Here is a 24,061-nt window from a genome sequence, read left to right as displayed (position 1 = left end):
AGAATTGTGAGGGTGAGTGAAGCATTGATTGTGCGCGGTGCGCGCGAACATAACCTCAAGAACATCGACCTCGAGATCCCCCGCAATGCGCTCGTGGTCTTTTCGGGACTTTCGGGATCGGGGAAATCCTCCCTCGCGTTTGACACCATCTTCGCTGAGGGGCAGCGCCGATACGTCGAATCGCTTTCGAGCTATGCGCGGCAGTTCCTCGGGCAGATGGACAAACCGAAAGTGGAGTTCATTGAGGGGCTTTCGCCCGCCGTGTCGATCGACCAGAAATCGACCAACCGCAACCCCCGCTCCACGGTCGGCACAATCACGGAGATTCACGACTACTTGCGCCTCCTTTTTGCGCGCACGGGGATCCAGCACTGCCCGAAGTGCGGCGCGGAAATTTCCTCGCAGAGCGCGGAACAGATGGTTGACGCCCTCCTTGCGTACCCTGAAGGAACGCGCTTCCAGTTGCTCGCACCAGTGGTGAAGGGGCGTAAGGGCGAGCACTCCGACCTTTTGAGCTCACTTCAGTCGCAGGGTTTTTCTCGCGCGCGCATCGACGGCGAGGTCACGCGCCTTTCGAGCGAGATTTCGCTCGCGAAAACGAAGAAGCACACGATTGAGGTCATCGTTGATCGCCTCGCCGTCAAGGACGGCTCACGGACGCGCCTCACCGATTCGGTGGAAACTGCGACCCGACTTTCGGGCGGTGTGGTGGTCGCCGACTTCGTCGATGAAGAGGAAGGCTCACCCGAGCGTATTCGTCGGTTCTCCGAGAAGCGGGCCTGCCCCAATGAACATCCGCTTGAACTCGAAGAAATCGAACCTCGATCCTTTTCGTTTAACGCTCCTTACGGCGCGTGCCCGGAGTGCGCGGGCATTGGGACGAGGCTCGAGATTGACCCCGAACTTGTGGTTCCCGATGAATCGGCGACACTTGCGGAAGGGGCAATTGCGCCGTGGACGCTCGGCAGCGCCGACCACCACCAGCAGGTGATGAGCGCACTCGCCGGCGAGCTTGGATTTTCCATGGATACGCCGTGGAAGGATCTTTCTCGCGAAGCGAGGGACGCTCTGCTCAACGGCCATCACTTCAAAGTTCACGTGCGTTACCGCAATCGCTTCGGGCGTGAACGCCGATACTCGACGGGCTTCGAGGGCGTCATGCACTACCTCAAGCGGAGGCACGAGGACACGGAATCCGATTGGGCTCGCGAGCGTTATGAGCAGTTCATGAGGAATGCTCCCTGCCCCGTGTGCCAGGGCCGCAGGCTGAGGCCTGAGGTTCTCGCCATTACCGTTGGGGGAAAGTCAATTGCGGAATTCTCTGATCTCCCCATTGGCGAAGCAAAGAAGTTTCTCGAGGGGGTCGAATTCTCCGAGCGCGATCTGACGATCGCCGAGGAGATCCTCCGCGAGATTCACGCACGCCTCGGGTTCCTCGTGGACGTGGGCCTCAACTATCTTAACCTCTCGCGCGCTGCGGGAACCCTTTCCGGCGGCGAAGCCCAGCGTATCCGTCTTGCGACCCAAATCGGATCGGGGCTTGTGGGCGTGCTGTACGTTCTCGACGAGCCGTCGATCGGTTTGCACCAGCGTGATAACCAGCGTCTCATCCACACCCTCGTGAGGCTGCGCGATCTTGGCAATACTCTCATCGTGGTGGAACACGACGAGGATACTCTTCGCACAGCCGACTGGATCGTGGACATCGGCCCCAAAGCAGGCGAATACGGTGGCGAAGTGGTGTACTCGGGGGCCTACGAAGGGCTCCTTGAGGAACCGCGATCGATCACCGGTCAGTACCTGAGCGGTGAGCGTGCGATCGAGGTGCCGAAGGAACGACGCAAGGTGGATCGCGGTCGCGTGCTCAAAGTGGTGAACGCGCGAGAAAACAATCTCCAGGGCGTCAACGTCACCGTCCCACTCGGTCTTTTCACCGCGGTCACGGGCGTCTCCGGTTCGGGGAAGTCCACGCTCGTCAACGACATCCTCTACCGTGTGCTCGCCAAAAACCTCAATCGTGCACGCGTCGTTCCTGGCCGTCACACGCGAGTGGAGGGGCTTGAGAACCTCGACAAGGTCGTGCACGTCGACCAATCGCCGATTGGTCGCACGCCCCGATCGAACCCCGCCACGTATACGGGCGTGTGGGATCGCATTCGAACGCTCTTTGCGCAGACGGCAGAGGCGAAGGTTCGCGGTTATAAGGCGGGGCGCTTCTCCTTTAACGTCAAGGGAGGGCGCTGCGAAAACTGCGCCGGCGACGGCACGATCAAGATTGAAATGAACTTCCTTCCGGACGTCTATGTGAAGTGCGAAGTGTGTCACGGGGCCCGCTACAACTCCGAGACCCTCCAGGTGCATTTCAAGGGCAAGAACGTCGCTGAGGTGCTCGACATGCCCATCGCCGAAGCCGTCGAGTTCTTCGAAGCGGTTCCTGCCATCCATCGTCAGCTTGCGACCCTCGTGGAAGTGGGGCTCGGCTACGTGCGACTCGGGCAGTCCGCCACCACGCTCTCGGGTGGTGAGGCGCAGCGCGTGAAGCTCGCGGCGGAACTTCATAAGCGCTCGAAGGGCCGCACGATTTACGTGCTTGACGAGCCGACTACAGGTCTCCATTTCGAGGACATCAAGAAGCTTCTTGCGGTGCTCCAGGGACTTGTGGACAAGGGGAACTCCGTGGTCGTCATCGAGCACAATCTCGACGTCATCAAGAGCGCCGACTACCTCATCGACCTCGGCCCAGAAGGCGGTAGCGGTGGTGGTCGCGTGATCGCCACGGGTACGCCCGAGCAAGTCGCCGAGGTCGAGGAGTCCTTCACCGGGCAGTTCCTCAGGGATCTTTTGTAATGGCTGACCCGGCGACGTACCGTCCGGCGCCGGGGTCTATTCCGACGGATCCCGGCGTTTATCGATTCCTCGATCCCGATTCGAGGGTCATCTACGTGGGGAAGGCCAAGAACCTTCGCCAGCGTCTGAGCAATTACTTTCAGGACCTCACGCATCTTCATCCGCGCACCCAAAAGATGGTGACGACCGCGAGCCAGGTGCAGTGGACGGTCGTGACTAGCGATGTCGAGGCGCTCACGCTCGAGTACACGTGGATCAAAGAATTCGACCCGCGCTTTAACGTCAAGTTCCGCGACGATAAGTCCTACCCGTTCCTCGTCGTGACGATGGGCAACAAGGTTCCACGGGCGATGATCACGCGCAAAGAACGCCACAAATCCGATCGCTCGTTCGGACCGTACGCTCACGTGTGGGCCATCCGCGAAACGCTCGATCTTCTCTTGCGAGTATTTCCCGTGAGAACGTGCACTCAGGGCGTCTATAACCGCGCGGAACGCTCGGGTCGCCCGTGCCTTCTCGGTTTCATCGGGAAGTGCGCGGCGCCGTGCGTGGGCAACGTGAGCCTTGACGAGCATCGCGAACTTGCCGAGAACCTCGTCGCCTTTATGGACGGCAATACGGGCGCTTTCGTGAGGGATCGACGCGCCAAGATGAAAGCCGCGGCGGCCGAGATGGACTACGAGGCCGCAGCCCGGTACCGCGACGATCTCGCCGCCCTGGAAAAGGTCATGGAGAAAAACTCGGTCGTGCTGTCGGACGCGACCGATGCGGATCTTGTTGCTCTCGAACTCGATGAGCTTGAAGCCAGCGTGCAGGTGTTCCACGTGCGTGGGGGGCGTATTCGCGGCCAGCGCGGGTGGGTTGCCGAGCTGCTCGATGATTCGGGTCCCGCGGAGCTTATGGAGCGCGCTCTCACCCAGTTGTATCAAGGCACCGACACGAAGCCTCCTCACGAGATTCTCGTGACACACATGCCTTTGCGTCCGGACGAGATTCGAGAGCTTCTCGGCAGACAAAGCATCGACATTCGCGTACCGGTGCGCGGCGAAAAGAAAGCTCTTCTCGAGACGGTGAGCGCTAATGCGAAGGAAGCGATGAGGCTTGACAAGCTCCGCCGCACGGGGGACCTCACTGCGCGTTCCAAAGCGCTCGAAGAACTTGGTGAAGCGCTCGGTATGGACGACGCCCCGCTGCGCATCGAATGCTTCGATATCTCCCACTCGCAAGGGACGAACGTCGTGGGATCGATGGTCGTGTTCGAGGACGGCCTCCCGCGCAAGAGCGAATACCGACGGTTCTCAATCTCGGGCGACGCTGCAAGGGACGATACCGCAAGCATCGAAGATGTGATTCGGCGCCGGCTTCGCCACCACCTCGAGCACAAAGAAGCTCGCGCGAGCGGCGAGGCTGTTGACCCCTCCGCAACGCGCTTCGCGTACCCGCCTAATCTCATGATCGTGGACGGCGGTCTCCCACAGGTCAATGCTGCGAAGCGCGTCATGGAGGAGATGGGCATCAGCGACATTGCCCTCATTGGCATCGCGAAGCGCCTCGAAGAGGTGTGGGTGCCCGATGACGACTACCCCCTCATTCTCCCGCGAACTTCCGAGGCACTCTTTTTGATCCAACGCCTTCGCGACGAAGCACACCGATTCGCGATCACCTTCCACCGATCAAAGCGAGGACGCTCCATGCACGAGAGCGTGCTTGACGAAATTCCGGGACTCGGACCGAGCCGACGCAGGGCCCTCCTCGACCGGTTCACCACGGTCGACGCCATTCGTAAGGCCCGCGTCGAGGATCTCGAGAGTGTTCCCGGGATTGGCCCTTCACTCGCGGCAACGATCCACTCCGCACTACAATCCGAAGAGCGGGCCCCTGCGGTAAACATGACGACGGGAGAAATTCTTGAGTGATCACACGATAGACCTGAGCAACGCCGAGGCTCAGCAGGCGTCGGACCAAAGCGGTGTGTCTCCGGAAATTGTCATCATTACGGGACTGGCCGGAGCGGGGCGTGAAACCGCCGCACACGCTCTTGAGGACATGGGCTGGTACGTCGTCTACAACATTGCTCCCCAGTTGATTCGCACGCTCTTCGATCTTCAGTCGCAGGCTGTAGGTCGCGCCAATCGCTTTGCGGTCGTGACCGATCCTCGTTCGGGCCCGTTCTTCAACGACCTCCCCGAGGTCATTCAGGACCTGCGCGAGCAAGAAGTCCGCACGCGCCTCGTTTTCTTGAGTGCCGACCAAAATACCCTCGTGCGCCGCTTCGACTCGGTGCGCCGCCCCCACCCTCTTCAGGGAGAGGAGGGAGTGCTCGAAGGAATCCGCCGTGAGCGTGAGCAGCTTGCCCCGCTTCGCCGCATGGCTGACATCGTCATCGACACGTCGCCTCTCAACGTCCATCAGCTCTCGATGCGCATGCGCAAAGAGTTTGGCGAAGGTGACGACCACACCGTTACCGTTAACGTTCTTAGCTTCGGCTTCAAGTACGGAATTCCCATTGAATCGGATTACGTTGCCGACGTGCGCTTCCTCCCGAACCCGTACTGGGTTCCGGAGCTTCGCGACAAGCGCGGCATCGACAAAGAGGTCGCGGATTACGTTCTCGAACAGGCCAACGCGCAAGAGTTCATCGCCCGCTACGTCGACATGCTCATTCCTGTTCTCCGCGGGTATCGTGAGGAAAACAAACAATTTGCGGCTGTCGCGATCGGATGCACCGGTGGAAAACATCGCTCCGTCGCAGTCGCGGAAACCGTTGGGGATGAACTTCGCAAGCTCGGTTACCCCGTGCGCGTGCGCCACCGCGACCTCGGCCGGGAGTAATGACCGTGAGTGCGAATGTTCCGAGGCGTACCTCCTCGCTCATGCCCACGCCTCTTCGCAGCCGCACACGTGGGCCCAAAGTCGTGGCCTTCGGTGGTGGGCACGGTCTTTCGGCAAGCCTCAATGCGCTTCGACACCTCACGCGCGACCTCACCGCTGTCGTCACGGTCGCCGATAACGGAGGCTCTTCGGGCAGGCTCCGAGCTGAAATGCCGATCCTTCCGCCCGGGGATCTCCGCATGGCGCTGTCCGCCCTGTGTGAAGATTCGGAATGGGGAGTGACATGGCGCGATGTCGTACAGCATCGCTTCACCTCCGAGGGCGACATGGATGGCCACTCGCTCGGCAACTTCCTCATCGTTGCCCTTTGGCAGCTCCTGGACGACCCTATCGCCGCGCTCGACTACGTGGGCGAGCTCCTCGGCACCTCTGGGCGCGTGCTGCCCATGGCGCTCGAGCCTCTCGACATTGAAGCTCTCGTGTCGTTCCCGGGGGAGGGGACGCGGATAATCCGTGGACAGGCGGATGTTGCCGCGACCACCGGCCACGTTGAAACCTTGCGCGTGATCCCGCCGGAGCCCGCCATCGCTCGCGAGGTCCTTGATTCCATCGATGAGGCCGATTGGCTCGTGATCGGCCCCGGAAGTTGGTACACCTCGGTTCTTCCGCACGTGAAAATCCCCGAATTGCGCGAGGCGATCGAGCATACGAAAGCACGGAAAATTCTCACGATGAATCTTGCGGCGGGGCGCTCGGAAACCGTCGGACTCACCGGGGTTGACCTCCTGAACATCGTGTGTGATGCGGCGCCAGGCCTCGCGTTCGACGCCCTCATTGCCGACCCTTCCGCCGAACGAGACGGCGGGAAAGCACTGACGAGTGCCGCTCACGAACGTGGAATTGACGTTCTCATGCGCATGGTGTCGACCGGCGATGGAACCCCCACTCACGATCCACTTCGACTCGCGACCGCGTATCGCGACGTGTTTAATGGCGTTTTCACCCACCCACGGAAGGACTGAAATGGCCCTGACTGCCGATGTCAAGGAGGAGCTCTCCCATCTCGACGTGACGCGCGTAAGTGCGCGTAAAGCGGAGGTGGCAACCCTTTTGCGCTTTGCCGGTGGGCTTCATCTCGTGGGTGGTCGCGTGTCAATTGAAGCCGAACTCGACCAGTCGGCGAGCGCGCGCAGGCTCAAAACCTACGTGGCTGATCTTTACGGTCACGCAAGTGAGGTGACCGTACTCGCGGCATCGGGTATCCGACGCTCGACTCGCTACATCGTGCGCGTTCTTTCTGATGGGGCGATGTTTGCGAAACAAACCGGCCTTCTTGACGCGCGTTCACGGCCCGTTCGGGGGCTTCCGCCGCTCGTCGTTGGTGGTAGCGCTGAGGACCAGGCTGCCGCGTGGCGCGGGGCCTTCCTCGCCCACGGAAGCCTCACCGAACCCGGCCGAAGCGCGGCGCTTGAACTCACGTGCCCTGGCTCCGAAGTCGCTCTCGCCATGGTGGGTTCGGCACGTCGGCTGGGGATCCAGGCAAAATCGAAGGAAGTCCGCGGCACCGATCGGGTGGTGATTCGCGACGGCGAGGCCATCGGTCAGATGCTCACGCTCATGGGAGCGGAGAAAACCGCGGCACTGTGGAACGATAAGCGCTCGAAGCGCGAGGTGCGCGCCACCGCAAATCGGCTCGCGAACTTTGACGACGCTAATCTGCGTCGCTCCGCCCGAGCCGCCGTGGCCGCTGGTGCGCGGGTCGAGAGGGCGCTTGAGATTCTGGGAGACGACATTCCCGATCACTTGCGCGCTGCGGGCCAATTGCGGATCGAGCATCGCCAGGCGAGCCTCGAGGAGTTGGGGCAACTTGCCGACCCACCCATGACGAAGGACGCGGTGGCGGGGAGGATTCGACGGCTTCTCGCCCTTGCCGACAAGACCGCCGAAGAGCGCGGTATTCCGGGAACTGAGGCCAACATTAGTCCCGAATTGTTAGATGGGGAATAAAAAATCGCTTTTGAGCCCGGTTTTTCGTCCAGGTTCCTGTGAGCCTCGCATCACAACGTTGATAGGGTTAAGGCAACCCGCACATGCGGGATCCATGCGTACAACGAGGTGCGCGAAGCCCAGTCCCACACGGCGGAAGCGCCGCCGTGCACCAAGGAGGAACTGTGACCGTAAAGGTTGGTATTAACGGATTCGGTCGTATCGGCCGTAACTTCGCGCGCGCTGCTTTTGAGCAGGGTGCGGACATCGAGATCGTTGCCGTCAACGACCTCACCGACACCAAGACCCTTTCGCACCTCGTGAAGTACGACTCGATCCTCGGCCGCTTCAACGGCGACGTTGAGTCCACCGAGGATTCGATCACCATCGACGGCAAGTCGATCAAGGTGTTCTCGGAAAAGGATCCGGCAGCGATCGACTGGGCGTCGGTTGGCGCTGAGGTCGTCGTGGAGTCGACCGGTCTCTTCACCGACGCTGAGAAGGCCAAGGCACACCTCGGTGACACCGTCAAGAAGGTCATCATCTCGGCTCCCGGCAAGAACGTTGACGCCACCTTCGTGGTCGGCGTGAACGAAGGCGACTACGACGCTGACAACCACCACGTGGTCTCGAACGCGTCGTGCACGACCAACTGCCTCGCGCCTCTCGCGAAGGTTCTCAACGATGAATTCGGCATCGTCAAGGGCCTCATGACCACGGTTCACGCCTACACGGGTGACCAGCGCATCCTCGACGCGCCCCACAAGGATCTGCGCCGCGCCCGCGCCGCAGCCCTCAACATCATTCCGACCAAGACCGGCGCTGCTGCTGCCGTTGCTCTCGTGCTCCCCGAGCTCAAGGGCAAGTTCGATGGCTACGCACTCCGCGTTCCCACGCCGACCGGCTCGGTTGTTGACCTCACCTTCGAGGCTGAGCGCGAGGTTTCCGTCGAGAAGATCAACGCTGCCGTGAAGAAGGCGGCTGAAGGCCCGCTCAAGGGCGTTCTTGCTTACACCGAGGACCCGATCGTGTCGAAGGACATCGAGACCGATCCCCACAGCTCGATCTTCGATGCTGGCTGCACCAAGGTCATCGGCAACCAGGTTAAGGTTGTGTCGTGGTACGACAACGAGTGGGGCTACTCGAACCGCCTCGTTGACCTGACCGTCCTTATGGGCGAGAAGCTCTGATTCTCCCCAGCGCTCACTCTTGAGTACCTCGATGAAGGGTCCGCGTCACGGCACGGCTGTGGGCGCGGGCCCTTCGTCCACCCGGGGCATCATGCCCCACACGGGGCGTGCAATCGCCGCCCCGCCCCTTTTCATGAGGATGTGACCCATGCTTAAGACCATCGATTCGCTCGGCAACCTCGCCGGCAAGCGCGTTCTCGTGCGCGCTGATCTCAACGTTCCACTCGACGGCACGACCATCACGGACGATGGCCGTATCCGTGCCTCGTTGCCGACGATCAATGCGCTGCGCGAGAAGGGCGCGCGTGTCATCGTGACCGCTCACCTTGGCCGTCCGAAAGGTGCGCCGGATCCCAAGTTTTCCCTGAAGCCCGCTGTGGATCGCCTGAGCGAGCTCCTTGACGCTCCCGTGGCGTTCGCTACCGACACCGTTGGCGACAGCGCTAAGCAGACCGTCGAGAACCTTGGCGATGGCGATGTTGCCGTGCTCGAAAATGTTCGCTTCAACGCTGGCGAAACGAGCAAGGATCAAGCTGAGCGCGAAGCCTTCGCTAAGGAGCTTGCCTCGCTCGCTGACGCCTTCGTTTCGGACGGCTTTGGTGTCGTCCACCGCAAGCAGGCTTCGGTGTACGACGTCGCTCAGCTTCTGCCCGCTGCCGCCGGTTCCCTCGTGGAGAAGGAAGTGGAATCGCTGCGCAAGGTCACCGATGAACCGGCCCGCCCGTTCGTCGTGATCCTTGGCGGTTCGAAGGTTTCGGACAAGCTCGGTGTGATCGATAACCTCCTCGGCAAGGCTGACCGCCTTCTGATCGGTGGCGGAATGAGCTACACTTTCCAGAAGGCCCTCGGCCACGAGGTTGGTAAGTCGCTTCTTGAAGAGGACCAGGTGGAGACCGTGAAGGGCTACCTCAAGCGCGCCGAGGAATCGGGCGTTGAGATCGTCCTTCCGGTCGACAACGTCGTGTCGGAGAACTTCGGGCCGGATGGCCCCGCGGACGTCGTTCCCTCGAACGAGATCCCTGCCGAAAAGGAAGGCCTCGACATCGGCCCGAAGACCCGCGAACTGTTCGCCTCGAAGCTGGGCGATGCCGGCACGGTCTTCTGGAACGGCCCCATGGGCGTGTTTGAGTTCGAGCTTTATGCCGACGGCACGAAGGCTATCGCCGAGGCGCTCGCCGAGTGCCCGGGCTACACGGTTGTGGGCGGCGGCGATTCCGCTTCCGCGATTCGCAACCTTGGCTTCGACGAAGCACGCTATTCCCACATTTCCACCGGCGGCGGGGCCAGCCTCGAGCTCATCGAGGGTAAGGAACTGCCGGGTATCGCCATTCTTGAGGAGAAGTGATTATGACTCGTACACCGCTCATTGCAGGCAATTGGAAGATGAACCTGACCTACATTGAGGCACAGGCGCTGCTTGAGGATCTCGTGGAGAACCTCAAGGAGGCCGGCCACAAGGCCGATGCCGTGGAGGTCGCGGTTCTTCCCCCGTTCGTGGACATCCGCACCGTGCAGACCGTTCTCGATGGCTCGAATTCCGGCATCGCTTTCGGAGGCCAGGATATTTCCGAGCACGAGTCGGGCGCTTACACGGGCGAGGTCTCGGGCAAGATGCTCAAGGCTCTCGGCGCGACCTACGCCGCTGTTGGCCACTCGGAGCGTCGTCAGTACCACGGTGAGACCGAGCAGGTGACCAACGCTAAGGTCAAGGCCGCCCTCGCGAATGAGCTTTCGCCCATCCTGTGCGTTGGCGAACCGCTCGAAGAGCGCAAGGCTGGCAAGCATGTCGAGTACACCCTTGCTCAGGTCGAGGGCGGTCTCGAAGGCCTCTCGGCAGAGGAGGTCAAGAAGGTCGTCATCGCGTACGAACCAGTGTGGGCAATCGGCACCGGCGAGGTCGCGACGAGTGAAGACGCGCAGGAAGTGTGTCACGAGATTCGCGACCTTCTCCAGACGAAGTTCGGCGACGAGGTGGCAGAAACCGTGCGAGTGCTTTACGGCGGTTCGGTGAAGTCCTCGTCGATCGTGGACCTCATGCAGCAGGCCGATGTGGACGGTGCCCTCGTGGGCGGCGCTTCGCTTAAGGCCGACGAGTTCGCGAGGATCGCCACCTACAACGTGGCTGCTTGATTTCCCTCACGAACGAAGTAGTGTGCTACGCGGCTCGGCCATAGGCTGGGCCGCGTAGCGTATTGTTAACGTCGTTGCCCGTTTTTCAATCGAAGGATTCGCCCGGTCATGGAAATTCTGAAGATCGCACTCTTCATTCTTCTTGCGATCACGAGCCTCCTGCTCATGATGTTCATCCTCATGCACAAGGGGCGCGGCGGCGGCCTTTCCGACATGTTCGGTGGCGGCATCTCGACCGGCGCGGGTTCCTCGGGCGTTGCCGAGCGCAACCTTAACATCATCACGACCATCGTTGGCGTGGTGTGGCTCGGTTGTGCGATCGGCATCGCCGTGCTCGAACGCTTAGGGTAATCGCCCCTCGGGCGCGCTACCGCTCAAGGAGAGCAGCGAGGGCACGGGCGCTTGGCTGCCCGGGGGCGGATTCGGGTCCGACGGTGGCAAAGCAGGCGTCGGAACCAAAAACTCCGCCGGCAAGCCGGCTCACCCTGCCAAGGCGCCCCATGGCAATCGCCATGAGCGCATGCTCAAGTCTGTTTCTTGCCTCGAGGCCAGCACCGAGGAGCGCGAGGACATCCTCGGGGGTATGAGGCATGACGGCGAGCTTGGCGACGGCACGATCGGCAGGCGCGAGAGTCGCCATGTATTCGAGCATGGCGAGCATTTCTTCACGCGTAGGAGTGGCATCGAAGAAATGACGCGAGAGAACGACGGGGAGGCCCGACTTTTCAGCCGCGTCGAGAACGGCGCTGATGGCGGCGGGGTGACGCGCCACTTCCACGTCGATGGCATGCGCGAGGCCGGAGCTCGTAATCGAGCAGAGCAGCTCGGCGTACACGTCGTCGGAAACACCCCACTCACCGCCCTCGCCTGCGGTCCGTATCGTGGCGAGGAGAGGCAGTGAGGAAGCGACCTCACTAACGCCCTGAAGTGCGGCGTAGGCACGTTCTTTGGCAGTAGCTGGGGAAGCTTGGGAAGCGGCTAGGACGTGGTCGAGGCGCACCTCGAGAATGTCCACGGGAGCATCGATCCCCGCGTGAGCCTCGGCCTTAAGCTCATCGAGCGTTGCCCCCAAGACGGGCGCGATGATCGCCGTCTCGTGCTCCGCGCCAAGCGGAACATTACCGATCATCACGCCCGTTGTCATGGGATCTCCATCTATGTTTCCCCGCATTCGACGAGTGCGGGGCCGATGATTGCTCAGAGGAAGTGCGCGGCTTCCTTATCAAGGAACCACGTTGTTGATTCGGTACCGCGCACCGCGGAGGCAGGGCACTGTGCCGCATCGATCTTCGTATGCGCGGTCTTCACGGCCTGGGCCTTATCGAAGCCCGCCACGAGGAATGACACGTGGCGCGAGCTGTTGAGAACCGGCCAGGAAAGCGAAATGCGTTCCGAAGGAGGCTTCGGGGACTGACGCACGGGAACCGCGTAGGCCGAGGTTGCGCGTGCATCGGGGTGCTCCGGGAAAAGCGAAGCCACGTGGCCGTCGGGTCCGACACCGAGAAGGAGCACATCGAAATACGCTTCGCCCTGGGTAGTAAAAGCGGAGTCACCACCTTGAATGGTCAGCTGTTGGCCGTACCACGCGGCAGCCTCGTCGAGGTTCATGCCCGCATCGGAGCCGGGAATCGTGTGGACGTTGTACACGGGGATTCCCGCGCCGGTCGTCAGGGCCGATATCACGGGGCGATCGTTTCGATCCGAGGACTTCGCCGCGACGAACCGTTCATCCCCCCACCACACGTGGAGCTTTGACGTATCCACGTCGGCGAACTCGAGAGAAATGGCGATGCGCTCGGCTGTTGCCGTTCCCGCACGACCGCCGGTGAGTACGAGATGCGCGATTCCGCGTTCCTCAATCGCGGTGGCGATGCGCGCAACAGCGTCCTTTGCCACGGCCTTCACCACGGCATCCATATCGGCCGTGAAAACGTCGGTCGGTTCGGGCTTGCCAACGGCGAAACTGCCCGGATCGCCCGTGAGGGGGAACGCTTTTTTGAGAACGTCGCCGTAGACGTCATCGGGATCGAGGCGCCGCAATTCCTCGCTCAGGAGGTCGTACATCGTGCGCTTCGGCATCGTCACGAACTGGTCGTCATTATTACCGGGAAGACTCATCGTGATGCCTTCCTCGCTTGAGCGCATGAGGCGAATATCGCCGTCCGCGCGATGAAGCGTCACCGCACTCAAGCCATGATCGGCCTCAACCGCCTTGAACTCCACGGGCACATCGTCTCCGAGCGAGTTTTGCAGCCATGCTTGCATGAGCAGCGAAGACGGATTGTTCTCGATCCCCTCGACCGTGATTGCGGTGGGCGTAGGTGCGGGAGGATAGTCGTACGCGGTAGCAACGAGACCGCGCCAGTTGGTGATGCGCGACCACGAGAGATCGGAATCTCCGGACTTGTAGCCGCGAGCCAAGCGCAAAAGCGAAGATTTCGGGTTCTCACACTGGTAAACGTCGGTAATGCGACGCTGGGCGATCGCCCCGAGCGGGTCCTGGGACGGTGAAGCTGGAGGCGTGTACGGCCACCACGTGACAATCGGCGCATCCGGGAGGAGGAGCGGTGTGATGAGCGTGTCGAGCCCCGCGTTCACGCGCCCGTGCGCCCGGAGAATAATGACCTCTCCCGCACCCGCGTCGGTGCCAACGCGAATCTCCGCATCAAGGGCATCGCGCGTCGAGCCATGTTCGGTCACGATCACGATGATGCGGGCAGGGTGCTCCTGGCTCGCACGAACGGCTGCTTTGATCGGGTCATCGAGCGAACCTGTGTGGGTCACGATCACGAGGGTCGCGACGCGATTGAGGGAGATGAGCCCCTCCTCCTCGCGCAAATCGCGAAGCCTCGCGCTGATTTGCGAAGCGGTGGTGTTCTCAAGGGTGGAAATCATGGACGCCTCCAAGTGCGGCCGTCGCGGGCCATCATGTCGTGTGCGGTCTGCGGCCCCCACGTGCCGGAGCGGTACGGGGCTGGCGGCATGTGTTCATCCCAGAATTCAAGGATGGGGTCGAGAATCTGCCACGAAAGTTCGACCTCTTTTTGCCGCGGGAAGAGCGGGGGAGCGCCACGCAGAACATCGAGAATCAGACGCTCGTACGCCTCAGGTGACTCTTCCGTGAATGTCGAGCCGTACGCGAAGTCCATATTGACGTCGCGCACTTCCATTTGCGTGCCCGGCACCTTCGAGCCGAAACGCATCGTCACGCCCTCGTCTGGCTGGACGCGAATCACGACCGCGTTCTGGCCGAGATCGACCGTGTCGGTATCGCGGAACGGCAAGAACGGAACCTGCTTGTAGACGATCGCGATCTCTGTGACGCGGCGGCCAAGGCGCTTGCCTGCGCGGAGATAGAACGGCACGCCAGCCCATCGGCGCGTGTTGACCATGAGCTTAATCGCGGCAAAGGTCTCGGTCGTCGAATCCGGGGAAATGCCGTCTTCCTCGAGGTACCCGTTGACCTGCTCGCCGCCCTGCCAGCCACCCACGTATTGGCCACGCGCGGTACCTTCAGCGAGATCTTCTGGCAGCTCAATAGCGGCGAGAACCTTCTCCTTCTCATTGCGAAGCTCGGCTGCATCGAACGTAATGGGCTCTTCCATCGCCGTGAGAGCGAGGAGCTGAAGCAAGTGGTTCTGGATGACGTCGCGAGCCGTGCCGATGCCGTCGTAGTACCCCGCGCGGGTGCCGATGCCGATGTCTTCGGCCATCGTAATTTGTACGTGATCGACATAGCGCGAGTTCCACACCGGTTCGAACATTTGGTTCGCGAACCGGAACGCCAGGAGGTTTTGCACCGTCTCCTTGCCGAGGTAGTGGTCGATGCGGAAGATTTCCTCGGGCTTAAAGACTTTTTCAACGATGTCGTTGAGTTCGCGTGCGCTATCGAGATCATGCCCGAAGGGTTTTTCAATCACGACGCGGCGCCACGAGTTTTCCGAGGGCGTGTTAAGCCCGGACTGTGCGAGCTGCTCGGCCACCTGGGGGAAGGCACTCGGCGGAATGGAGAGATAGAAGGCATGGTTTCCGCCCGTTCCCCGCGATTCGTCGAGCTCACTCACCACACGTGTGAGTTCTTCGAACGCTTCGGTGTCATCGAAGGCACCCGTGACGAAACGCAGCCCGCCCCGGAGCTGTTCAAAGGCATGCTCGTTAAACGGGGTACGCGCGTACTTTTCGACGCTTTCACGCATGTACGTCGCGAAGTCGTCGTGGCTCCACTCGCGTCTGCCGAAGCCCACGAGACCGAAGGCCGGGGGGAGGAGACCGCGGTTGTGGAGGTCATAGATGGCGGGGAGCAGTTTTTTGCGGGCAAGATCCCCCGTCACACCGAACATCACGACCGAGCACGGTCCAGCGATGAGGGGGAGGCGACGGTCGCGCGTGTCGCGCAAGGGGTTGCCGGGTGCAGCTTCGTTCTGCCTCACTGTGGTCCTTTGTGTAGGGATATGTGTGTGTCGCACCCGTGCCCGCGCACCCAAGAAAGGGCACGCGGGCACGAGGCTTCAAGGTTTACTTGGTGGACGCAGCGGCGTCCCGGACTGCCGAGAGGAGTTCCTCCCACGCGGTCTCGAACTTTTCGACGCCCTCGCGCTCGAGAACCGCGAAGACATCGTCGAGATCGACGCCAACGGAGCTGATCTTCTCGAGCGTGGTGCGCGCGGCTGCAAAGTCGCTCTCAGTCAGCGAACCTTCGACCCGAGCGTGGTCGGCGACCGCCTCGAGGGTCTTTCCCGGGACCGTATTCACGACCGGGTTAGCGACGAGTCGGTCGACGTACATCGTGTCCGGGTAGGCCTCGTTCTTGACGCCCGTGGACGCCCACAGTGCCCGCTGCGGATTCGCGCCCTTCGCCTTGAGCGCCGAAAAACGCTCGGAATTCACGTACTCGAGGTATTCGGCAAATGCCGCTTGCGCGTTGGCAAGGCCAGCCTTGCCACGAAGCTCGAGGGCATCGCCGCCGATGGCTTCGAGCCGCTTATCGACTTCGCTGTCCACACGGGACACGAAGAAAGAGGCAACCGAGTGGATGCGCGAGAGGTCTACGCCGTTCTCGGCGGCCTTTTCAAGGCCCGCGAGGTAGGCGTCGATCACCTGGCGGTAGCGCTTGAGCGAGAAGATCAGCGTGACGTTGACGCTGATGCCCTCGGCGATCGTGCGCGTAATGGCCGGGAGGCCTTCGTCAGTCGCGGGGATCTTGATCATGACGTTCTCGCGGTCCACGAGGGAGTGAAGCGCCTTAGCCTGGTCGACGGTCTTCTCTTCCTCGTGAGCGAGTCGGGGGTCGACCTCGATGGACACGCGCCCGTCGAAGCCATTCGATTTCTCATAGGTCGGCTTGAACACGTCGCACGCACTGCGCACATCCGCGGTCGTGAGCTCGGTGATGATGTCGTCGACATCGAGGCCGCGCGAGGCGGCGTCAGCGATGGCGGCGTCGTAGTCCGACTTTCCGGCGATAGCCGCTTGAAAGATCGCGGGATTCGTGGTGACGCCCACGATGTTGCGCTCGCTCATGAGCTTTTCGAGGTTTCCGCTCTCAATGAGGGAGCGGGAGAGATCGTCGAGCCACAGCGAGACGCCGAGGTCGCTCAGCTTCTGGGTCAATTCGGTCATGGCAAAACCTTTCTCTATGAGGTTGCTTGCGCGATATTCCGATGGACTGTTCTTACTTGCGAGCTGCGGCGAGGGACTCCTTCGCCTTCGCCGCAACGTTTTCGGCGGTAAAGCCGTACTTCTCGAACAGGAGCGCACCCGAGGCGGACTCGCCGTAGTGCTCGAGCGAAACCGCGCGGCCAGCCTCGCCAAGGAAGCGGTACCAGGGCATCGCGATACCCGCCTCGACGCTTACGCGCGCCTTGACCGAGCTCGGGAGAACCGATTCGCGGTACTCCTCGCTTTGCTCGTCGAACCACTCCACGCACGGCATCGACACGAGTCGCGTGGGGATGCCCTCTTCCTCGAGGAGTTTCTGTGCGCCGGCAGCATGTTGTACCTCGGAGCCGGTGGCAATGAGAATCACCTCGGGCTCGCCATTCGAGGCGTCCTTCATGACGTAGGCGCCCTTGTCGAGGTTTTCCGCGCCCGCGTACTCGTCGCGATCGAACGTGGGAACACCCTGGCGCGTGAGGATGAGGCCCGCAGGGCCTTCGTCACGCTTAAGGATCGACTTCCATGCCTGAGCGGTTTCGTTTGCATCAGCGGGGCGCACGACCGAGAGGTTCGGGATCGCGCGGTACGCCGCGAGGTGCTCGACGGGCTGGTGGGTCGGGCCGTCTTCACCAAGGCCGATCGAGTCGTGGGTCCAGACGTAGATCGCCGGGGTCTTGCACAGCGAGGCAAGACGCACAGAGCCACGCATGTAGTCGGCGAACTGGAAGAAGGTGCCGCCGTAGGGGCGTGTAAGGCCGTAAAGCGAGATGCCGCTCAGGATTGCCCCCATCGCGTGCTCACGAATGCCGAAGTGGAGCGTGCGACCGTAGGGGTTTCCCGCAAAGTCCTTGGTCTGGTTGGCCTCCGGGATGAACGACGGTTCACCCTTCATGGTCGTGTTGTTGGAGCCAGCGAGATCAGCGGAGCCGCCCCACAGCTCGGGCATGACGGGAGCAAGCGCACCGAGAACCTTGCCCGAGGCTGCACGGGTCGCGAGACCCTTCTCGTCAGCTTCGAAGACGGGAAGCGCGGCATCGAGATCTTCTGGAAGCTCACGGGCGCTCAAGCGGTCGTAGAGCGCGGCCGCATCGGGATGCGCGGTTCGCCACTCATCGAGCTTTTCCTCCCACTCGCGGTGCTTCTCGGCACCGCGTTCAATGAGCTTACGCGCATGGGCGAGCGCGTCCTCGTCAATTTCGAAGGTCTTCTCGGTATCGAAGCCGAGGATGTCCTTGAGGCCCGAAATCGGCTGATCGCCAAGGGCCGAACCGTGAGCGGCGTGGTCACCCGACTTGCCGGGCGTGGGCCAAGCGATCACGGTGCGAAGCTGAATGAAGGTCGGTTTATCGGTGACCTTCTGGCCCGCGAGGATCGCGTCCTTGAGGTCCTTGAGGTTCTCGACGTAGTCCGTGCCGCCGTTCGTCCAGTCAACGGTGCGCACGTCCCAGCCGAGCGCCTGATAGCGCGCGGCCGTGTCCTCGGTGAACGCGATGTTCGTGTCGCCCTCGATCGAGATTTCGTTGTCGTCCCAGATCACGATGAGGTTGCCGAGCTGCTGGGTGCCCGCGATCGAGCTAGCTTCATTGCTCACACCCTCTTGCAGGTCGCCGTCGGACGCCAGCACATAGGTGAACGTGTCAAACGGGCTCTGGCCGGCCGGGGCTGTGGGGTCGAGGAGGCCGCGCACGCGACGCTGTGCCATCGCGAAGCCAACGGAGGAGGCGATTCCCTGGCCGAGCGGGCCGGTCGTCATCTCCACCCCGGCGGTGTGGAAATTCTCGGGATGGCCCGGGGTTTTCGAACCTTCGGTGCGGAGGGCCTGAAGATCCTCGAGCTCGAGGCCAAAGCCTCCGAGGAAAAGCTGAAGGTACTGGGTGAGGCTCGTGTGCCCGCACGAAAGGATGAATCGATCGCGGCCGAACCAATCCGGATCCTTCGGGTCGTGGTTCATGATGTCCTGGTAGAGGAGGTACGCGGCGGGGGAGAGGCTCACCGCGGTTCCCGGGTGCCCGTTGCCAACCTTCTGTACCGCGTCCGCGGCGAGGATCCGTGCGTTATCGATCGCTCGCTTGTCGAGATCGCTCCAGCCTTCGGGGGCTACGAAATTGCTACTCACGAAAGTTCTTTCCCTTCCATCGGTTGATCCGTCTCGAGCGCCGATGGCGAATCGCCTTGCCGGCGCGAGGGGGCCAAAATCGTGTCGATAGTATCGTGCAAGTTTGGGCGAAAGGTGACTGCTGTCTCAGGAAATGCAGAAAGTCGGGGTGCGTTGGCGGGATGGGCACGGGAGCCCTCGGGAGCTGTGGGTCCGACGCTTGCCCCAGAACCGTCGGATTCGTATTTCTAGTGGCGTGACTTACCCGGGAGTTCCTGGCCCCAGATACTCCCGCCGACTATTGTGGAGGGACGTTAGGCCCCTTGCCCCACCCACCGAACCTTCTCCCACCCAATCGAGGAACGCGAGTGAATCAAAGCCCTGGCACGTCAACCCTTTCCCACGAGGCGAAGGCACAGCGTGGAAAGCCGCAGGAACCTTCGCTTCGCCGCACCTTGCTTGCCTACGTTGCGCTGACCAAGCCCCGCATCATCGAGCTTCTGCTTATCACCACCATCCCCACGATGTTTCTTGCGGCGGGAGGTTTCCCCTCATGGCTCCTCATTGTGAACACCATGGTGGGCGGTTACCTCGCGGCAGGCGGCGCGAATGTGCTCAACATGTATCTCGATCGCGACATCGATGCGAAGATGAAGCGCACGAAAAATCGGCCGCTTGTGACCGGTGAGGTTTCGCCGCGCGCGGCGCTCACGTTCGGGCTCGTCCTGTGTGCTGTTTCGGTGGCATACCTGTGGGCCTTTGTGAACGCGCCGTCGGCCCTTCTCGCTCTCGGCGCGATCCTTCTGTACGTCGTTTTTTACACGATGATCCTCAAGCGCCGCACGAGTCAAAACATTGTGTGGGGTGGAATCGCCGGCTGCATGCCCGTTCTTATCGGGTGGTCCGCCGTCACGGGAAGCGTGTCGTGGACGGCGTTCTTCCTGTTCCTCGTGATCTTCTTCTGGACCCCGCCGCACTACTGGCCCCTCGCGGAACGCTTCACCCATGATTATGCGCGAGCCGAGGTACCGATGCTCCCCGTCGTGAGCTCACGCAAGAACGTGGCGAATCAGATGGTGTTCCATACGCTCATGATGCTCGCGAGTTCTTTCGCGATCATTCCGCTTGCTCCCACGGGCATCGTGTACACCGTGAGTTCGATCGTGTTCGGCGGGTGGTTCCTGTACCTCGTGGTGCGGTACGCAGTTCGTGTGCGCCGCGGTGCAGAAGGAAAACAGCTCAACCCCATGGGCGTTTTCCACGCGTCGATTACCTACCTCACGCTCGTGTTCGTCGCTCTCGCGATCGATCCCTTCGTGGCGCTCTAGCGAGAACGCATGCCCGAGCGCGCCGGAAGCGGTTCGCGACTCGCAGAATCCTTCCTCACTCACATCCGCATCGAACGCGGCTTGAGCCCCAACACGGTCGCGGCTTATCGCCGCGATCTTCATCGCTACCTCGCCTACCTTCACTCTCGTGGCATCAATGTGCGCGATGTTGATACGCCCACGATTGCGGGATACGTGGGCTCCTTGCGCGAGGGAACCGCCGAAAGGGCTCCCCTTGCGGCCTCATCCGCCGCGCGATCGCTCGCGTCCATCCGTGCTTTTCATCGTTTTCTCGACGAGGAGGGTGAAGCGCGTACCGGTGACCCGTCGGCCCTGGTGCGAGAAGCCTCCCGTCCGTTGCGTTTGCCGGACGCCCTCAGTATTGCTGAGGTCTCCGCGCTTATTGAGGCGGCGTCGGGTCCCTTCACCGGCCCCTTCGCGACAGAACGCGCCCTGCGTAATCGCGCTCTCGTGGAGCTTCTTTACGGCACCGGCTGCCGCATTAGCGAGGCTCTCGCCCTTGACGTGGATGACACGGGACTCGCCGATGCTCTCGTGCGCGTGCGTGGCAAGGGCGAGAAGGAGAGGCTCATTCCGTTGGGCCGCTTCGCTCTCGAGGCGCTCGAAGCGTATATGACGCGTGCGAGGCCAGCTCTTCTCGCGAAGGGGAAAGGCAGCGCCGCGATTTTTCTCGGCAACCGCGGCACGCGCCTCACACGCCAAGCGGCCTTTGCCATAGTCAAAACCGCGGCTGCTGACGCAGGGATTTCGTCGCACGTGAGCCCCCACACCCTCCGCCACAGTTACGCGACGCATTTGCTGGAAGGTGGGGCTGACGTTCGCACGGTTCAGGAACTTCTCGGCCATGCGTCGATCACCACGACCCAGCGTTACACGCACCTTGGAGCCCAAGCACTCCGCGAGATCCACGCGACTTCTCATCCGCGCGCGCTGTGAACGGGCGAGGGTGGCGGCCGTGTTCAGGGCTGACGGTTAGGATATTGCCCAAGGGTGGTGTGCGCTCTGCGCGCACGGAAACCCCACGAACATCAACGACGTAGGGACAGGTACACGTGACAAAGAGCGAGCTTGATCTCAAGCTGAACTTCGGCCCCACCGGGCGCCCGCTGCCGGAATTTCCCGAGCCAAAGGTGCTCGACTCCCACGGTCCCGCGCGCATCATCTCGATGGTGAATCAGAAGGGCGGTGTGGGCAAGACGACCTCGGTGATCAATCTCGGCGCCGCACTCGCCGAGCTGGGCCGCAAGGTTCTCCTCGTGGATCTCGATCCCCAAGGCGCTCTCAGTGCAGGCACGGGGATCAACAGCTACGAACTTGATCTTACGGTGTATAACCTCCTTCTCGAGCGCGACCATGACATCCGCGAGGCCATCCAGACGACGACCACGGAGAACATGGAAATTCTCCCGGCGAACATCGACCTCTCGGCTGCCGAGGTGCAGCTCGTGAACGAAGTTGCCCGCGAAATGGCGCTCGCGCGCGTGCTGCGCCCTGTCGTGGGCGAGTACGATGTCATTCTCATTGACTGTCAGCCGTCGCTAGGCCTGCTCACCGTCAATGCTCTCGCCGCAAGCGACGGCGTGATCATTCCCCTCGGCGCAGAGTACTTCGCGCTTCGCGGCGTTGCGCTTCTCGTCGAGACCATCGAGAAGGTGCAGGACCGCATCAATCCGCGCCTCGAAATGGACGGCATTCTCATCACCATGTTTGACCCGCGCACGCTGCATGCGCGGGAGGTCGTGAGTCGCGTGGTGGAGGCATTCCCTGACAAGGTCTTCCACACAGCGATCAACCGCACCGTGAAATTCCCGGATGCCTCGGTGGCGGCCGAGCCGATCACAACGTTCGCCTCGAACAACAAGGGCGCCGACGCCTACCGCCAGCTTGCGCGCGAGCTCATTGCGCGCGGGGCCGCAGCTTGACGCCCGCGCGAGGACGGGGGCGCCAGCGGAGGCGTGGGCCGCAACGGCGTAAAAGCGATTTCACCGCCCCGAAAAATGTTCGGCTCCGAGAGTCCGACGGTACGCCGCGCCCTGCCAGCGGCGATCATTCGCAGTCGCCGTCGGAAGGCACCGCCAGCGACGGGGAGCGCCTTCAAAAGGTGCTCGCGCAGGCGGGGTTCGGTTCGCGTCGCGCATGCGAAGCTCTCATAGCGCAGGGCCGTGTGGCGGTCGGTGGGCACACCGTTCAGGAACAGGGAGTGCGCGTGGACCCACGCTCGGCGGTGATTCACGTCGATGGCCGCCGTGTGCAGCTCGACGAGAAAAAGCTCACCGTCGCACTCAATAAACCCCGCAAGGTGATGAGTGCAATGGAAGATCCGCAGGGGCGCCGAACGCTCGAGGAGTTTGCGCAGCGCTACCCCGTGCGACTCTATCACGTGGGACGCCTGGATTACGAAACCGAAGGGCTTTTGCTGCTCAGCAACGACGGTGAACTCACCCATCGCCTCACGCACCCGAGTTTTGAGGTCTCAAAAACGTATGTGTGTCGTTTCGACTGCCCGGGATCCTTCCCGCGATCGATTCTCGCGAAACTGCGTTCAGGGCTCGATCTTGATGACGGCCTCGCGAAGGCCGATCGCGCGAGTCTCGTCGCGCATGACGGGAAAGAAGCGATCGTTGAAGTCGCACTTCACGAGGGGCGTAATCGCATCGTACGCCGAATGTTTTCCGCCCTGGGATATGAACTGACGAGCCTCGTGCGCACCCGCATTGGCCCGGTCGTGCTTGCCGATCTTGCCCCGGGCGCCACGCGCGAGCTGACGGCGAAAGAGCTCGGAACCCTCATGGCGGAGGTCGGTCTGTGAGTACCGAGGCGGAGCGCGAAACTATCGCGCTCGAAGGTCCGATCCTCGTGATTGGCGCGGGACTCATTGGCGGCTCGATCGGTATGGCGCTCGCGCATGCGGGTCTTGACGTTCTCGTGCGCGACTCGTCGCCGGGCACCACGCTTCTCGCGTGCGAGCTGGGCGCTGGACGCCAGGAGGAGCGCGGCGATTCGCCCCAGCTCGTTGTCGTCGCGACGCCTCCGGATGTTTCCGCCCGGATCGTTCTCGAAGCGCTCGAGGAGTTTCCCGAGGCATGCGTGCTCGACGTGGCAAGCGTGAAGCAGCACATCGCCGAGGAGATCCTTGCGGGAGCGAGGGCTCGAAGGCTTGATTCCTCGCGTTACGTGGGTACGCATCCCATGGCCGGCCGTGAGGTCGCCGGGGTGGTCGCGGCCCGTGGAGACCTGTTCCGGGGGAGGGCCTTCGTTGTCGTTCCGACGCCGGCTACCTCGCCACGAAGCTACGCTCTCGCAAAGCTGCTCGGAATCGAACTGGGTGCGGCCGTGATCGAGATCGACCCCGATGCGCACGACGAGGCCGTTGCGTATGTCTCCCACGTGCCGCAAATCGTTGCGAGTCTTCTCGCAGGCCGGCTTACGAGCGCGAGCGAGGCCGCCCTGGGGCTCTCGGGCCAGGGACTTCGCGATACGACCCGCATTGCCGCGAGCGATCCGCGACTGTGGGTGGAAATTCTTTCGGCAAACGCCGGGCGCATTGCCCCTATTCTCCGCGCCCTCGGCGAGGATCTTGCGGAGCTCACGCAAGCCCTCGAGGTACTGAACGAGCCCGACCCGCAGCCCGGGTCGCGGGCACGTATTGCCCGGGCCATCGCCTCGGGAAACGACGGCGTGGCGCGCATCCCCGGTAAGCATGGCGGGGGAGCGGAGAATTTCTGCAAACTCACGGTTCTCGTTCCCGATGAGCCCGGTGAGCTGGCGAGACTTCTGGGTGATATGGGGGAGGAGCAGATTAACCTCGAGGATTTGCGCCTTGAGCATTCGCTTGGGCAGCGCGTGGGCCTTGCCCACGTGAGTGTGATGAGGGCCGACGAACAGCGGCTCACCGCGATGCTAGAAAAGAGAGGTTGGGCACGCGCGGGCACCGAGTGAAGGCGAGCACGCCGCGCGCGAGCAACCCACCATTAGGG

The 24,061-nt window shown here is 62.2% G+C and carries 19 protein-coding genes; 14 read left to right on the top strand and 5 right to left on the bottom strand.

Translation table 11 applies throughout. From position 1 onward, the window contains the following. The first annotated feature begins 12 nt into the window (after nt 1–12). The 9 genes from uvrA (at nt 13) to secG (ending at nt 11,336) form a co-directional block, all read left to right on the top strand. Nucleotides 13–2,847 (top strand): excinuclease ABC subunit UvrA, encoded by a 2,835-nt coding sequence (gene uvrA / locus D8M36_RS01180; RefSeq protein ID WP_126846066.1) that lies wholly within the window; start codon nt 13–15, stop codon nt 2,845–2,847. Continuing rightward, nucleotides 2,847–4,763 (top strand): excinuclease ABC subunit UvrC, encoded by a 1,917-nt coding sequence (gene uvrC, locus D8M36_RS01175; RefSeq protein WP_126846064.1) that lies wholly within the window; start codon nt 2,847–2,849, stop codon nt 4,761–4,763. Before uvrA ends, uvrC begins: the two co-directional genes overlap by 1 nt. Nucleotides 4,764–4,776: 13 nt before the next feature. Next, nucleotides 4,777–5,679, top strand: a complete 903-nt coding sequence (gene rapZ, locus D8M36_RS01170) for an RNase adapter RapZ (protein WP_126846625.1) — start codon at nt 4,777–4,779, stop codon at nt 5,677–5,679. Next, nucleotides 5,679–6,701: a gluconeogenesis factor YvcK family protein gene (locus D8M36_RS01165; RefSeq protein WP_126846062.1), complete on the top strand. Its 1,023-nt coding sequence runs from the start codon at nt 5,679–5,681 to the stop codon at nt 6,699–6,701. Before rapZ ends, D8M36_RS01165 begins: the two co-directional genes overlap by 1 nt. Before the next feature lies 1 nt (nt 6,702). After that, nucleotides 6,703–7,686, top strand: a complete 984-nt coding sequence (gene whiA, locus D8M36_RS01160) for a DNA-binding protein WhiA (RefSeq protein WP_065247853.1) — start codon at nt 6,703–6,705, stop codon at nt 7,684–7,686. 164 nt (nt 7,687–7,850) lie between these two features. Then, entirely contained in the window at nt 7,851–8,855 is a 1,005-nt protein-coding gene (gene gap / locus D8M36_RS01155; protein ID WP_074296698.1) for a type I glyceraldehyde-3-phosphate dehydrogenase, read from the top strand. Nucleotides 8,856–9,003: 148 nt separating this feature from the next. Further along, entirely contained in the window at nt 9,004–10,200 is a 1,197-nt protein-coding gene (locus D8M36_RS01150) for a phosphoglycerate kinase (protein WP_074296700.1), read from the top strand. Nucleotides 10,201–10,202: 2 nt separating this feature from the next. After that, complete coding sequence (gene tpiA / locus D8M36_RS01145) at nt 10,203–10,985, top strand: triose-phosphate isomerase (RefSeq protein WP_126846060.1); 783 nt, start codon at nt 10,203–10,205, stop codon at nt 10,983–10,985. 108 nt (nt 10,986–11,093) lie between these two features. Beyond that, nucleotides 11,094–11,336 carry a preprotein translocase subunit SecG gene (gene secG / locus D8M36_RS01140; RefSeq protein ID WP_065247849.1) on the top strand — a complete coding sequence of 81 codons (243 nt, stop codon included), beginning with the start codon at nt 11,094–11,096 and terminating at the stop codon, nt 11,334–11,336. A 16-nt stretch (nt 11,337–11,352) separates the two neighbouring features. Here secG and aroD read toward each other — a convergent pair whose 3' ends face one another. The 5 genes from aroD to tkt form a co-directional block, all read right to left on the bottom strand. Beyond that, nucleotides 11,353–12,129 carry a type I 3-dehydroquinate dehydratase gene (gene aroD / locus D8M36_RS01135; RefSeq protein WP_161970176.1) on the bottom strand — a complete coding sequence of 259 codons (777 nt, stop codon included), beginning with the start codon at nt 12,127–12,129 and terminating at the stop codon, nt 11,353–11,355. 53 nt (nt 12,130–12,182) lie between these two features. Next, complete coding sequence (gene pgl, locus D8M36_RS01130; protein WP_126846056.1) at nt 12,183–13,880, bottom strand: 6-phosphogluconolactonase; 1,698 nt, start codon at nt 13,878–13,880, stop codon at nt 12,183–12,185. Next, a complete protein-coding gene (gene zwf, locus D8M36_RS01125) occupies nt 13,877–15,415 on the bottom strand; it encodes a glucose-6-phosphate dehydrogenase (protein WP_126846054.1) in 1,539 nt (512 codons plus the stop codon). The genes pgl and zwf overlap by 4 nt, the downstream gene beginning before the upstream one ends. 85 nt (nt 15,416–15,500) lie before the next feature. After that, the gene (gene tal, locus D8M36_RS01120; protein WP_126846052.1) at nt 15,501–16,604 is read right to left on the bottom strand and encodes a transaldolase; all 1,104 of its coding nucleotides are present in this window, start codon (nt 16,602–16,604) and stop codon (nt 15,501–15,503) included. A gap of 52 nt (nt 16,605–16,656) precedes the next feature. Continuing rightward, nucleotides 16,657–18,756 carry a transketolase gene (gene tkt / locus D8M36_RS01115; RefSeq protein WP_126846051.1) on the bottom strand — a complete coding sequence of 700 codons (2,100 nt, stop codon included), beginning with the start codon at nt 18,754–18,756 and terminating at the stop codon, nt 16,657–16,659. Between the two features lie 347 nt (nt 18,757–19,103). Here tkt and D8M36_RS01110 point away from each other — a divergent pair, with 347 nt between their 5' ends. The 5 genes from D8M36_RS01110 (at nt 19,104) to D8M36_RS01090 (ending at nt 24,023) form a co-directional block, all read left to right on the top strand. After that, a complete protein-coding gene (locus tag D8M36_RS01110; protein WP_126846049.1) occupies nt 19,104–20,063 on the top strand; it encodes a heme o synthase in 960 nt (319 codons plus the stop codon). Nucleotides 20,064–20,072: 9 nt separating this feature from the next. Continuing rightward, nucleotides 20,073–21,020: a site-specific tyrosine recombinase XerD gene (locus D8M36_RS01105; protein ID WP_126846047.1), complete on the top strand. Its 948-nt coding sequence runs from the start codon at nt 20,073–20,075 to the stop codon at nt 21,018–21,020. A gap of 116 nt (nt 21,021–21,136) precedes the next feature. Next, complete coding sequence (locus tag D8M36_RS01100; protein WP_126846046.1) at nt 21,137–22,006, top strand: ParA family protein; 870 nt, start codon at nt 21,137–21,139, stop codon at nt 22,004–22,006. Continuing rightward, nucleotides 22,003–22,893, top strand: a complete 891-nt coding sequence (locus tag D8M36_RS01095; protein ID WP_274542629.1) for a pseudouridine synthase — start codon at nt 22,003–22,005, stop codon at nt 22,891–22,893. The genes D8M36_RS01100 and D8M36_RS01095 overlap by 4 nt, the downstream gene beginning before the upstream one ends. Beyond that, nucleotides 22,890–24,023 (top strand): prephenate dehydrogenase, encoded by a 1,134-nt coding sequence (locus tag D8M36_RS01090; protein ID WP_126846042.1) that lies wholly within the window; start codon nt 22,890–22,892, stop codon nt 24,021–24,023. Before D8M36_RS01095 ends, D8M36_RS01090 begins: the two co-directional genes overlap by 4 nt. The last annotated feature ends 38 nt before the right edge of the window (nt 24,024–24,061 follow it).

Source organism: Dermabacter sp. HSID17554, from assembly GCF_003989295.1.
GTDB lineage: Bacteria > Actinomycetota > Actinomycetes > Actinomycetales > Dermabacteraceae > Dermabacter > Dermabacter vaginalis.
Note: the sequence above shows the minus strand (reverse complement) of the source record. Positions and strands in the feature narration are given on the sequence as shown.

Coding starts and splice junctions, on each gene's coding strand:
- uvrC (WP_126846064.1), top strand. CDS start 2,847: ATGGCTGACCCGGCGACGTACCGTCCGGCGCCGGGGTCTATTCCGACG.
- D8M36_RS01165 (WP_126846062.1), top strand. CDS start 5,679: ATGACCGTGAGTGCGAATGTTCCGAGGCGTACCTCCTCGCTCATGCCC.
- whiA (WP_065247853.1), top strand. CDS start 6,703: ATGGCCCTGACTGCCGATGTCAAGGAGGAGCTCTCCCATCTCGACGTG.
- D8M36_RS01150 (WP_074296700.1), top strand. CDS start 9,004: ATGCTTAAGACCATCGATTCGCTCGGCAACCTCGCCGGCAAGCGCGTT.
- tpiA (WP_126846060.1), top strand. CDS start 10,203: ATGACTCGTACACCGCTCATTGCAGGCAATTGGAAGATGAACCTGACC.
- secG (WP_065247849.1), top strand. CDS start 11,094: ATGGAAATTCTGAAGATCGCACTCTTCATTCTTCTTGCGATCACGAGC.
- aroD (WP_161970176.1), bottom strand. CDS start 12,129: ATGACAACGGGCGTGATGATCGGTAATGTTCCGCTTGGCGCGGAGCAC.
- pgl (WP_126846056.1), bottom strand. CDS start 13,880: ATGATTTCCACCCTTGAGAACACCACCGCTTCGCAAATCAGCGCGAGG.
- tal (WP_126846052.1), bottom strand. CDS start 16,604: ATGACCGAATTGACCCAGAAGCTGAGCGACCTCGGCGTCTCGCTGTGG.
- D8M36_RS01105 (WP_126846047.1), top strand. CDS start 20,073: ATGCCCGAGCGCGCCGGAAGCGGTTCGCGACTCGCAGAATCCTTCCTC.